This window comes from Pseudomonas sp. S2_C11, from assembly GCF_054668395.1.
In genome coordinates, this window is sequence record NZ_CP162765.1 from 2,272,494 (window position 1) to 2,285,402 (window position 12,909).

The 12,909-nt window shown below is 60.4% G+C and carries 7 protein-coding genes, 1 tRNA gene and 1 pseudogene; 3 read left to right on the forward strand and 6 right to left on the reverse strand.

Annotated elements, in window-relative coordinates:
• Nucleotides 1-40 precede the first annotated feature (40 nt).
• The 3 genes from selA to AB4N48_RS10305 all read left to right on the forward strand — a co-directional run bounded on the left by selA (nucleotide 41) and on the right by AB4N48_RS10305 (nucleotide 3,467).
• The gene (selA, locus tag AB4N48_RS10295) at nucleotides 41-1,453 is read left to right on the forward strand and encodes an L-seryl-tRNA(Sec) selenium transferase (RefSeq protein WP_460095345.1); all 1,413 of its coding nucleotides are present in this window, start codon (nucleotides 41-43) and stop codon (nucleotides 1,451-1,453) included.
• Nucleotides 1,450-3,366, forward strand: coding sequence for a selenocysteine-specific translation elongation factor (gene selB / locus AB4N48_RS10300; RefSeq protein WP_460095555.1), 1,917 nt, complete (start codon nucleotides 1,450-1,452; stop codon nucleotides 3,364-3,366). Before selA ends, selB begins: the two co-directional genes overlap by 4 nt.
• 5 nt (nucleotides 3,367-3,371) lie before the next feature.
• Nucleotides 3,372-3,467 (forward strand) — tRNA-Sec (locus AB4N48_RS10305).
• A 335-nt stretch (nucleotides 3,468-3,802) separates the two neighbouring features.
• Here the strand turns inward: AB4N48_RS10305 and AB4N48_RS10310 are convergent.
• The 6 genes and pseudogenes from AB4N48_RS10310 to proP form a co-directional block, all read right to left on the reverse strand.
• Nucleotides 3,803-4,129, reverse strand: a pseudogene (locus tag AB4N48_RS10310) (DUF6124 family protein); the annotation flags it as partial.
• A 171-nt stretch (nucleotides 4,130-4,300) separates the two neighbouring features.
• Nucleotides 4,301-6,595 (reverse strand): hypothetical protein, encoded by a 2,295-nt coding sequence (locus AB4N48_RS10315; RefSeq protein ID WP_460143637.1) that lies wholly within the window; start codon nucleotides 6,593-6,595, stop codon nucleotides 4,301-4,303.
• 446 nt (nucleotides 6,596-7,041) lie between these two features.
• Complete coding sequence (locus tag AB4N48_RS10320; protein WP_024012116.1) at nucleotides 7,042-7,401, reverse strand: DUF6124 family protein; 360 nt, start codon at nucleotides 7,399-7,401, stop codon at nucleotides 7,042-7,044.
• 423 nt (nucleotides 7,402-7,824) lie between these two features.
• Complete coding sequence (locus tag AB4N48_RS10325) at nucleotides 7,825-9,120, reverse strand: OprD family porin (RefSeq protein WP_460095350.1); 1,296 nt, start codon at nucleotides 9,118-9,120, stop codon at nucleotides 7,825-7,827.
• Nucleotides 9,121-9,409: 289 nt separating this feature from the next.
• On the reverse strand, nucleotides 9,410-11,113 hold the full coding sequence (locus AB4N48_RS10330) for an amidase (RefSeq protein WP_460095352.1): 1,704 nt from the start codon (nucleotides 11,111-11,113) through the stop codon (nucleotides 9,410-9,412).
• Between the two features lie 165 nt (nucleotides 11,114-11,278).
• Nucleotides 11,279-12,784 carry a glycine betaine/L-proline transporter ProP gene (proP, locus tag AB4N48_RS10335; protein WP_150742216.1) on the reverse strand — a complete coding sequence of 502 codons (1,506 nt, stop codon included), beginning with the start codon at nucleotides 12,782-12,784 and terminating at the stop codon, nucleotides 11,279-11,281.
• Nucleotides 12,785-12,909: the final 125 nt, after the last annotated feature.

Consider the following 12,909-nt stretch of genomic DNA (forward strand, 5'->3'; position numbering starts at 1 on the left):
CTCTCAAAAGGGATTGTTTCAGTGAAATCAGGAGTGGCTGATGTCTTCCAGCGTTGCCCTGCGGTTGCCGTCCATTGATGGGTTGTTGCGTCATCCGGCGTGCGCGCCGTTGGCCGAGCGTTACGGCCGGGATTCGTTGCTGACTGGCCTGCGTCAGTTGCTCGATGAGCTGCGGCCCGGCGTGTTGAGCGGGCAATTGGCGGCCGTGGAAATCGGCCCCGAAGTGCTCGCCGGCCGCGTCGGCGAACGCTTGGCGCAACAGCAGCGCAGTCAGGTGCGTCGGGTGTTCAACCTGACCGGCACGGTGCTGCACACCAATCTCGGTCGCGCCTTGCTGCCCGAAGAAGCCATTGAAGCGGTGGAGATGGCTGCACGCTATCCGCTCAATCTCGAGTTCGATCTGGCTAGCGGCAAGCGCGGTGATCGGGACGACCTGATCGAAGGCCTGATCCGCGAACTGACCGGCGCCGAAGCCGTCACCGTGGTCAACAACAATGCCGCTGCCGTGCTGCTCACGCTCAACAGCCTCGGCGCGCGCAAGGAAGGCATCATTTCCCGTGGCGAGCTGATCGAAATCGGCGGCGCTTTCCGCATCCCCGACATCATGGCCCGGGCCGGCGTGCGCCTGCACGAAGTCGGCACCACCAACCGCACCCATGCCCGGGATTACCAAGCGGCAATCGGTCCGCGCAGCGGGTTGATCATGCGCGTGCATGCCAGCAACTACAGCATCGAAGGCTTCACCGCGCGAGTGGCGACTGCGGAACTGGCCGAGTTGGCACACGCTCATGGCTTGCCGTTGCTGGAAGATCTGGGCAGCGGCAGTCTGCTCGACCTGACGCGCTGGGGCCTGCCGGCGGAACCGACGGTGCGTCAGGCATTGCTCGATGGCGCCGACATCGTCACCTTCAGCGGCGACAAATTGCTCGGCGGGCCGCAGGCCGGGTTGATCGTCGGGCGCAAAGAACTGATCGCGAAGATCAAGAAGAATCCACTGAAGCGCGCACTGCGGGTCGATAAATTGACCTTGGCCGCGCTGGAGGCGGTGCTCGGTCTGTACCGCGATCCGGATCGCCTCGCCGAGCGTCTGCCGAGTCTGCGTCTGCTGACCCGGCCGCAGGCCGAGATTCATGCTCAGGCTCTGCGTTTGCAACCGTTGCTCGCCGATGTGTTGGGCGAGGTCTGGCAGGTCAGCGCGGTCGAGGCGTTGGGCATGATCGGCAGCGGCAGCCAACCGGTGGCGCGCTTGCCGAGTGCAGCGCTGTGTTGCCGCCCGCAAGTGTCCAAGCGCTGGCGCGGGCGTTATCTGCTCAATCTCGAAGCAGCGTTGCGCGGTTTGCCGATCCCGATGCTCGGGCGAATCGGCGACGATGCGCTGTGGCTCGATCTACGCCAGCTCGACGATGAGCCAGGGTGGCTGGCGCAGTTGCCGCAATTGCAGGTCGACCGGTGATCGTCGGCACGGCGGGGCACATCGACCACGGCAAGACTTCGCTGTTGCAGGCGCTGACCGGGCAAACCGGCGACCGCCGCCCGCAGGAGCGCGAACGCGGCATGACCATCGATCTCGGTTATCTCTACGCCGAACTCGCAGCGGGCTCCGGGCTGACCGGCTTCATCGACGTGCCCGGCCACGAAAAATTCACCCACAACATGCTCGCTGGTGCGCAGGGCATCGATCTGGTGTTGCTGGTGGTCGCGGCCGACGACGGCGTGATGCCACAGACGCGAGAGCATCTGGCGATCATCGAACTGCTCGGCATTCCCCGCGCGCTGGTGGCGATCACTAAATGCGACCGGGCGGGAGCGGGCAGGGTGGAAGAGGTGCAGCGCCAGGTCCTGGACCTGCTCGCGCCCGGACCATTTGCTGATGCGCCGATTTTTACCGTGTCGAGCTTGAACGGGCAGGGCGTCGATGAGTTGCGCGCGGCGTTATTGCAGTCACACAACGAGGTGCAGGCGCGCGGTTGCGAAGGCGGCTTTCGTCTGGCGATTGATCGGGCTTTCAGCGTCGCGGGTGCGGGGATCGTGGTCACGGGCACCGCGCTGTCGGGCACGGTTGCGGTCGGCGAAAAACTGGTTCTGGCGCCTGCCGGCAAATCGGTGCGCATCCGGGGCTTGCACGCGCAAAACCAGGCCGCTGAACAGGCCTTCGCCGGTCAGCGTGTGGCGCTGAACCTCAGCGGCGAACGTCTGGAACTGACGCAGATCCACCGTGGCCAATGGCTGCTGGCGGACTGGCTGCATGCCCCGACCCAGCGCGTAGACATCGACTTTCATCTGTTGCCGGGCGAGCGCACCTTCGAACACTTCCACCCGGTGCATCTGCACCTCGGCACCCAAGATGTCATCGCCCGCGTCGCCTTGCTGCAAGGCCCGCGCCTGAGCCCCGGCGAGCGCATGTTCGCGCAACTGCTGATCAACGCGCCGGTGCACGCAATGAATGGCGATCGATTGATCCTGCGCGACGCCAGCGCCCAGCGCACATTGGGCGGCGGTGTTGTGCTCGACCCATTCGCTCCGGCACGCCAACGCCGCAGCCTGGAACGCCTCGCGCAACTGCAAACCCTTGCCCTTAGCGTCAGCCTCGAACAGGCCCTGCCGGCACTGCTCAACCACAGCCCCGGCGGCCTCGACCCGCAACGCCTCGAACGCCAGTTCAACCGCCCGCGCCCGCAGTGGACGCTGGCAGAAAACATCCGCCTGATCGACACCCGCCAAGGTCCGCTGCTGTTCAACGTGCAGCGCTGGGGCCAGTTGAAATTCACTTTGCTCGAGCAACTGGCGCGATTCCACGAACAGGAACCCGACCAGATGGGGCCGGACCGTGATCGCCTGCGCCGCTTCAGCGCGCTGGCACTGGAACGCTCGACGTTCATCAGCCTGCTCGACGAACTGCTCAACGCCGGCACCATTCTCGCCAGCGGCCCCTGGCTGCACCTGCCCGAACATCAGGTGCGCCTGAATGCCGACGACGAAATCCTCTGGCAGCAATTACAGCCGTTGTTCGAAGAGGCCGGTTTCGACCCGCCGTGGGTACGCGACGCGGCGAAAATTCTCGGCGAAGACGACGCCAGTGTCCGCCTGCTGCTGCGCAAACTCGCACGGCTGGGCCTGATGCACCAGGTGGTGCGCGACCTGTTTATCAGCGACATCGTCCTGCGGCAAATGGCGGCGCTACTGCTGAAACTCGCCGAAGAAAATCCGTCGATTCAAGTGACAACCTTCCGCGATGCGCTAGGCTTGGGACGCAAACGCTGTATTCAGTATCTGGAATATTTCGACCGACTCGGCCTGACCCGCCGGCTCGGCGAATCCCGCCAGATCCGCCCCGACAACGCGCTGGCTGACGTCTGCGCACCCTGAGTTCAGGAAGACAATCGCGCCCGGTGGCGCGGCCGGGCTTCAAACCCGGTTGGGGACGGCATCCGTTCCCGGGCAGGTTCGACTCCGGCTGTCTTCCGCCAGTCTCCTAAGAGCAAAGATCGCAGCCTTCCGCAGTCCTACAAATCGATGTAGGAGCTGCCGAAGGCTGCGATCTTTTGATTCTGAATGCAGGAGAAACGTAGTCTGGCCCGTTTGGTTCGCCAGTTATTCAGAGGCAGCCGCGAACTCATGTGGGAGCGAGCCTGCTCGCGAAAACGGTATATCAGTCGACATCTCAGGGATTGACCCACCGCATTCGCGAGCAGGCTTGCTCCCACAAAGTTTGGCGGCGTGAACGAAGCGTTGTGATTGACAGAAAACCCTGTGTAGGCTTGCCCGCGAAGGCGCCTCACTCAGCATCCTTTAGCGAGGCCCGCTACTGTGGCAACTCCAGATTATCGAGTACCCGATTCACCGCCAGTTCGCCGAGCATGATCAGCTGCGCAATCCCCATCAGCGTCCGGCGTTGCGATGGCTTGACCAGCCCGGCAAATTCCTAGGCGATGGTTTTGGCCGAGGCGAGGGTTTCGCAGGCGTTGGCCAGCAGGTCTTCGTTTTTCGTGTCGGCGGTGACGGCGTACATGGCGCGGGGGCTAAAGGGCGGCGGGGTCGAGCCGGGTGGGCAGAGGTAGTGGTCGAGGTCGCGGTCGGCGGCTTGGTGGAGTTTTTTGGAGTCGAGGGATTCGTAGGGTGAGGTAGGGTCGACTCCGGCTGTCTTTCGCCAAGTTTTGAAACTTTAGAAACTTTATTGATTAGTTAGTCTTCTGAGAATGAGCGAAAGTCTCGGGGTGATGAGTTTCTATCCGAATAAGCTTTGAGAAGAAGGCTGCCAGAAAAACATGGCTGCCTTCTCAATTTGCGAAGATCCAAACTTTTATTGGCCCTCTAGCGGTCTATATTTTTTTAAACGAATATTGTCTATTTCTATAGTTGAGCGGCATAAGGTTATAATGGTTATGATGGAGTACAAGTCTTCCCCTGGTGATCCTAAGTAAAAACTTATTTCGAAGTTCTTCCAGTTAGTTGTGCTCGGTAGCGTTATATACCCTATGCGAATGAATGTTGCTGAGCTTTCATTTCCCATATGTATTATAAAATTGCATTCTGTAGCGTGGCGATAATCAAAGCTAAGCGTGCAAGCCTTGCCGCTTTGAATATGCTGGTAAGATTTCCTCAAATATAACTGGCCACCCGAAGGAAATACGGCGGATCGCGCAAAATATTCTTCGCCCTGTTTGATTATTGAGCCTGATGAGTTGAAAAATTGCCAGCCATTGCTTTCATGATTTGTGAAAGTGGTTAGATCGTCAAAATCTGCTTCGATATGTAGGGTTAGTGGGGGAAAAAGAACTTTCTTGGTGCTATCGATACTTCCGTCAAAGTTAACGGCTGCTGTAATAATAAGTTTTGATCCATCTTTCATCCCATTAAGCCCAGCCAACGGAATGGAATGCTTTATCCCACCCAACTCATCCGCCGTCACTTCTTTCCCTTTATAAGCCTCTTCAACAAACCCCGTACTGCCATCACTCTTGATTTCGGTATACGTCAGCCAGATCCTTTGCCCCAAGGCAATGAATGGCCAAGCCGCCGTCCGCGTATGATCCGTCGGCAACAAATCCGCCGGATCCAGCACATCTCCCGTCACCCGATCAATCGCCGGCGTGGGCAATCCGGGGTGGCCGTCGGCAATGTCCTGCACGCTCAGTGTCAGCGGCAGGGAATCCCGTGTTTCAGATCCGGTTGTCTTGCTGTATTCCACAGTGACGTTCCTGCCGAAACTGTACGCAAGCACTTTGTTGTCCAGCGCAATCTCTTGCGTCCCCAGCGCTTTGACCACGTGAGGCGGCGAGGTATCGGAGCCATCGGCGGGAACGCCTGGAGCGGCGGTCCAGCGCACGACGAGTACATCATTGAGTTGAATGGAAGGATCGAAGACCAGCGCGGTCAGCGCATCTTTCGCCGCAAACGGATCCAGGCTGTTGCCTGGCGCTTGTTTGATTTTTGGCGATAGCAGATCCGGCGCCGCTTCGCCAATGATCTCGGCCTCAGCCGTTCCGGAATGACCAATGACGTTGCCCGCTGGCCGTTCCAGTTCAAACCGCACCTGCAAGCGTGCGCCGGAAGTCAGCTGATCGTTGGGTAGTTCCAGAATGCAGGGTTGCAGTACCCCGAACCTGTCGGTGATCACGCCCGGTTGAGTCGATTTCTCGGCCGCTTCGTTCAGTCGATAAAACGCCTTGACCGTGTCGCCCTTTTGAAAATGCGAGGTAGTGGGAGAAATGACGATCAATAGCGGCCGACCGTCGAGTTTTTCGAGGTCCACAAGCGCGGGATCGTCCATGTCATCGTCCGCAATTTCGCGCAAGAGTGGCTTGGGCAGAAATGTGCGCTCAAGATCAATGTTGGCAAAAATGAACTTCGACCAGCGGCTTTGGTGGGTCGGATTTTTCAGTTGATCAATCACGGTGTAGGAGAACGGGCAGTTAGTGATACTGCCGATTTCTTTCAGCCTGTCGGAATCAATCAGCACCGAGAACGGCTTGCCGGCTTCTTCCGGCGTCACCCTGTGAGTGAAACGCTGGCGATTGATCTCGTATTCCACCGCATCGTAGGCTCGGCAATAAGGGTAATCGAACGTCAGGAGTACGCCTTTCTCAGCCTGATCCTTGTCAATCACTGCCGGATTTCCAAGCTCTTCGGGCAGGCTGATCAGCAGATCCGGATGATCACCGGTTCCAGGCACATCATTGCCGCCGGGCGACGTGTCGTTGTAGAGCGCCCACGCTTCGATGGATTTGTTTTCATTGCCGGCGATGCTTTTCAGCATGTATTGGATTTTGTTGATGACCCCGTCGCGAAACTCCCTCTGGAACACGGAGAAGGTCATTCTCTCGTTGACGACTTGCTGTGGAATGCCGCTCTGCACACCGTTGATGTAGAGCCGGATGTCGACATATTGACCAACGTCCACAGGTGGATCGACCACTACCTGCACACCAGCGGCATTGACTCCATCGCGTGTGAGTTCCCTGAATATCCGCAATGGCAAGCCATACACGTGTATGGGGGGTATGGCTGGCGGGTCGCTGATCACGCCCTCGATCGCCAGGTATATTTTCACGGGATGCAGTGTCATGACGTCGTTGTCGGATTGAGCATTGTCCATCGCACACCTTCCTGATGAGACGGCCACGGAGGGCTGGCCGGGATGGAGATATCAGATACCGGGTGGGGGAAGTTGGCTACTGTCAGATCTGACAGGTGAAGGTGGGTTTGCGACGGGCGGTAGGTCTGCGTTTGGAGATGCGCAGGCCGATGCCCACGCACAATCAGAGGCGCGGTCGGGCTTCAAACCCGGTTGGAGACGGCATCCGTTCCCGGGCAGGTTCGACTCCGGCTTTCTTCCGCCAGTTTCCCAAAAGCAAAAGCGCAGCCTTCGGCAGCTCTTACATCGATTTGTAGGAGCTGCCGAAGGCTACGATCTTTGATCGTTCCCATGCTCTGCGTGGGAATGCAGCCCGGGACGCTCCGCGTCCCTTCCTAAGCCCCGAACGCGGGGCGTCCGTTGAGGCATTCCTATGCTGCGCGCGGGAACGATCGTCGCAGGAGGCGCTACTGCGGCAACTCCAGATTATCCAGCACCCGATTCACCGCCAACTCTCCGAGCATGATCAGTTGCGCAATCCCCATCAGCGTTCGGCGCTGCGATGGTTTGACCAGCCCGGCGAATTCCTGGGCGATGGTTTTGGCCGAGGCGAGGGTTTCGCAGGCATTGGCCAGCAAGTCTTCGTTTTTGGTGTCGGCGGTGACGGCGTACATGGCGCGGGGGCTGAACGGCGGTGGAGTAGAGCCGGGCGGGCAGAGGTAGTGGTCGAGGGCGCGGTCGGCGGCTTGGTGGAGTTTTTTTGAGTCGAGGGATTCGTAGGGGGAGGTGGGGTCGGATTCGGGTGGGTTGGGTGTTGGTTTGATCATGGTAAAGCTCCTTGAGAAATGGAGCCGTCAGCCTTCGCTGCTAAACGAAGAGGGTGGCAGCTTTACGCGGGTTAGCAGACCAGGCTCAAGGATCCCGGCGCACCGAAGTGCCCCACGCAAGCCGCCATAAATAGAGAGGCGGAGCCAGCGTGCCTTGAAAATTTGCCAGGCTGCTAAACCCGATCACTGAACAGTCAGCGACCGCACCACAATAGAACCCGCCCCCAAGGCGCACAAGCCGGCGGATTCTGGCTTGGCTGTAGGCAATGGCGCAAGGATTTGTAGCCTTGAGACCGTGTCAGCAGGTGTCTTTTAAACAGCTTCGTTTAAATCGAAGAATTGCGACGGCATTGATGGCCTCTTCGCGAGCAGGCTCGCTCCCACAGTTGGAATCCCGTTTTCAGCAAGAGCTGAGTGGGTAGTTCAGAAACCCAGCGGGTACTGGATGACCACGTAAATCCGGTCAATATCATCGCCAGCCTGCGCCTCGTTGGCGCGGTGGGTGACGTGCGATAGCTGCACCGACAGATCCTTCGCGGCGCCGGACTGCACTACATACTTCAGGTCGATATCGCGTTCCCAGTGTTTGCCGCCGCTGCCTTGTTGCGGTTGATAGTCGCCGCTGTCGGCGTCGAACGGGTTGTAGGCGCCGCCCTTGGGCGCATGGCTGCCGTCAATGTGGCTGCCGCTGACGTAGCGGGTCATGAAGTTCAGGCCGGGGATGCCGAAGGCGCCGAGGTCGAGGTCGTAGCGGGCTTGCCAGGAGCGTTCGTTGGCGCCGTTGAAGTCGGCGTATTTGATCGAGTTGGCGAGGTAGATCGAGTCGCCGCCGACGAAATCGAACGGCGTGTCGCCATTGATCCGCTGCCAGCCGAGCATCACCGCATGCGGGCCGAAGCTGTATTTGCCGGAGAGGCTAAGGGCGGTGTTATCGATCTCGCCGGCCACTGCGCGGCCGGTGTCGCGGGTGTGGTAGAGGTTGGCGTCGAGCAGCACGCCGGACTGTTTGAAGTGCAGGTTGCCGTAGTACTGGTGCCAGGTGTCGCTCAGTTCTGAGGCGTAGAGTGCGCCGCCGACCGGGCTGCTGCCGAACAGGTCGGCGCCGACGAAACTGATGCCGCCTGCTTCGGTGTTAGCGCCGTAACCGTAGAAGTCGCCTTGGCCGGAAGAGCTGTCCTGATTCTTGAACGCGGTGAAGTGCCCGGCGACCAGATTGACGTTGTCGAACTCGGCGCTGTTGAGCAAAAAGCCTGTGGCGTATTCCGGTTGCAGGCGTTTGTCGGAAGTGTCGAAGACCGGGGTTTCCACGGTCATTTCGCCGAAGGCCAAAGTGGTGCGCGAGACCTTGAGCTTGAACGCACCGCCAGCGCTGGAATAGTCGTGTTCACTGCGACCATCGCTGTCGACCGGTAGCAGACCGGTGCCGGAGTGGCCCTTGCCACCGTCGAGTTTCAGGCCGGCGAAAGCGTGGGCGTCGATGCCGAAACCGACTGTGCCCTCGGTGAAACCGGATGAGAAGTTGCCGATAAAGCCCTGTGCCCATTCCTGTTTGTAGTTTTTTCCGGAGGGCGTGGGCGAGCGGTAGTCGTTGCTGAGGTAGAAGTTGCGCAGCAGGACATCGCTTTTGGCATCGTCGAAAAATCCGCTGGCATGGGCGGTGCCGGTCAGACCGCAGAGCATGGCAAGCAGGGTGAGGCGGGAGGGCGCGCGGTTGATCATGGTCAGGGCCGGTGGTGATTCGAATGGCGCTGATGATCGAAGATCGGGAACAAAGAGGATTGGGTTGATGTGCTGAGTTGGCAGCTTTCACCACAAAACCTGTGGGAGCGAGCCTGCTCGCGAATGCGGAGTGTCAGTTAACGAAAATGCTGACTGACACAGCGCTTTCGCGAGCAGGCTCGCTCCCACAGTTTGAGTCGGGGGTAGTCAATTAGAACTTTGGCGGCCGTCAGGCCTCCATCGCTGGCAAGCCAGCTCCCACAGGGTTTGTGGGAGCTGACACAGTGCATTAAGCCAGCGGCGGTGTGCGCGGTGGGATCTGGCGTTTGCTGCCGGTGGATTCGAAGGCGGCGGCGAAGCGCAGCAGGTTCGAGTCGTCGTAGGCGCGGCCGGCGAAGGTCAGGCCGACCGGCATACCGATATCGGCCATCACGCCCATGGGCACGGTGACGGTCGGAACGCCGAGGTGGCGGATCGCGAGGTTGCCGTTGGCCACCCAGACGCCGTTGCTCCAGGCGATGTCGGCCGAAGCAGGATTGACATCCGCATCGGCCGGACCGACGTCGGCGACGGTCGGGAACAGCACGGCGTCGAGGCCGAGGTTGTCCATCCAGTCTTCAAGGTCGATGCGTCGGGTCTGCTCCAGACCGCGCAAGCCATCAGGCACGGTAGGGATTTCATTCCACGGCGTGATGCCGCGTTCGGCCATGCGCACGTATTCGTCCATGCCGGCGGCCAGATCGCCTTCGCGGTTGGGCAGGGTGCCGGGGTCGTGCGGGAAGATCTTCGGCCCGTCGACGTCGACCAGACGATTGAGTTTCGGGTCGCCGTTGGCTTGCAGGAAGTCGTCGAACGCCCACGCAGTCAGATCCCACAATTCATGATGGAGAAACTCTTTCGACACCAGCCCACGGGTGAACACGGTTGGTGCGCCAGGGCGGTCACCTTCGCAGTTGGAGACCAGCGGGAAGTCGGTTTCGACGACTTCGGCGCCAGCGGCCTCAAGGGCTTGGCGCGCCTGCTTCCACAAATCAATCACGGACGCGCGGGTGTTGATGCGCTGGCCGGTCGGGCCGCCGATGCCGGGGGCTTCGCTGGTGCCGGCGTCGGGGTCGGCGTTGATGTACATGCGCGGGATGGCGAAGCGTTTACCGGCCAGGGCTTTGGCATCGGCGGCCAGTTCACTGTACGCAGCCGGGCGCACTTCGCTGACGCGCGGGATCGGCACCCACGGTTGTAGGCGCCAGAGGTCGCCACGGGTGTCCGGGTCTTCGGCGACGACCACGTCGAGCACTTCGAGCAGGTCGGCCATGGTCCGCGCGAACGGCACGACGACGTCCATGGTCGGGGTCAACGGCCAGTTGCCGCGCACCGAAATCACCCCGCGCGACGGGGTGTAGGCGCACAGGCCGTTGTTCGACGCAGGGCCGCGTCCGCTCGACCAGGTTTCCTCGGCCAGACCGAACGCAGCAAAACTCGCAGCGGTCGCGGTGCCGGCACCGTTGGACGAGCCGGAGGCGAACGGGGCGGTGAGGTAAGCGGCGTTGTACGGACTTTCGGCGCGGCCATAGACGCCGCGTTGCATGCCGCCATTGGCCATCGGCGGCATGTTGGTCTTGCCCAGGCAGATCGCCCCGGCAGCGCGCAGGCGTTCGATGGTGAAGGCGTCGCGATGGGCGACCAGATCGGCAAATGCCGGGCTGCCGGAAGCGGCGGTCAGGCCCTTGACCAGATAACTGTCTTTGGCGGTGTAGGGGATGCCATCGAGCGGGCCGAGGGTTTCACCGTTGGCGCGGCGGGCGTCGGAGGCGCGGGCTTCGTTCAGCGCTTCAGGGTTGCGCACGACGACGGCGTTGAGTGCCGTCGAAGTGTCGGCGCCATCGTAGGCATCAATGCGCGCCAGATAGGCCTGCACCAGCTCCACGGCAGTGGTCTGGCCGGATTCAAGGGCGGTGCGCAGTTGGGCGATGGAGACTTCGGTGACTTCGATCATGGGGTCACCTGTTGAGCGTGGTTGTTTGGGGCAGGGGTATTCATAGCGGTTCTCGTTGCACGGCTTTAAGCGACAAGGTCAAGACTGGCGCCTATTTAACACCAAGCCGCGCTTCGAGTAATCGGCGGGGTGATGGCCCCACCGATTTTTTCTGCGTCCAGCGGATCATTCATTGATGCGCGGATGCTGCTGGACCAGCACTTTGCGCTTGGCCTCCAGCTCAGCGATCTCGGCATCGATGTCTTCGATTTTCTGCTCGATGTTGTCGTGGTGTTCCTGCAACAGTTCCTTGGCCTCTTCGAGGTCGGAAGCCGCCGGGGCCGCGCCGCGCAGAGGTTTGTTGGCGGTTTCCTTCATGGTCACACCAGTGACCAGTCCGACCACGGCGATGACCATCAGGTAATACGCAGGCATGTACAGATCGTTGGTGCTTTCCACCAGCCAAGCCACGGCAGTCGGCGTCAGACCGGCGATCAGCACCGAAACGTTGAAGGCACTGGCCAGCGCGCTGTAGCGGATGTGGGTGGGGAACATCGCCGGCAGGGTCGAGGCCATCACACCGATAAAGAAATTGAGCAGCACCGCAAGGATCAGCAGGCCGGAGAAGATCAGCGCGATGCTGCCGCTGTTGATCAGCATGAACGCCGGAATGGCGAAGATGAACAGGCCAATGCTGCCGACGACGATGAAGGGCTTGCGGCCGATCTTGTCGCTGATGAAACCGATCAGCGGCTGCACGAAGAGCATGCCGACCATGATCGCGATGATGATCAGCACACCGTGGTTTTCGCTGTAGTGCAGGTTGTGCGTCAGGTAACTCGGCATGTAGGTGAGCAGCATGTAATAGGTGACGTTGGTCGCCGCCACCACACCGATGCAGGTCATCAGGCTGCGCCAGTGCTTGGTTGCGACTTCCTTGAACGACACTTTCGGGCCACTGGCGAGACCTTCGCGATCGCCTTGTTCGAGTTTTTCCACGTGCTGCTGGAACGCCGGGGTTTCTTCGAGGGCGTGGCGTAGATACAGGCCGATCATGCCCAGCGGCAGGGCGAGGAAGAACGGAATCCGCCAGCCCCATTCTTCGAAGCGCTGTTCACCGAGAATCGTCGAGATCAGCACCACGACACCGGCGCCGAAGACGAAACCGGCGATCGAGCCGAAGTCCAGCCAGCTGCCGAGGAAGCCGCGTTTGCGGTCCGGCGCGTATTCAGCAACGAAGATCGAGGCGCCGGTGTATTCGCCACCGACCGAGAAACCCTGCGCCATTTTCGCCAGCAACAGCAGGATCGGCGCCCAGATGCCGATCGAGGCATAGGACGGAATCAGGCCGATGGCGAAGGTGCTCAGGGACATGATGACGATGGTCGCGGCGAGGACTTTCTGTCGTCCGTATTTGTCGCCGAGCGCACCGAAGAACAAACCGCCAAGCGGACGGATGAGGAAGGGCACGGAGAAGGTCGCCAGCGCGGCGATCATTTGCACGCCGGGATCGGCGCCGGGGAAGAAGACCTTGCCGAGCACATAGGCGACAAAGCCGTAGACGCCAAAGTCGAACCATTCCATGGCGTTGCCCAGTGCGGCGGCGGTAATCGCCTTGCGCATCTTGGCGTCGTCGACAATGGTGATGTCTTTCAAACCGATCGGTTTGACGGTGTTCTTGCGTGATTTCATTGCGCTGTTCCCGCTCGCTGATCCAGATTACCGCTGCGATGCCATCTCCATGATGGCGCCGGCTCTTCTGGCTCAGATACATGCGGACACGAAATAATTCACCGATGGGCTGGAATTAATTTCGA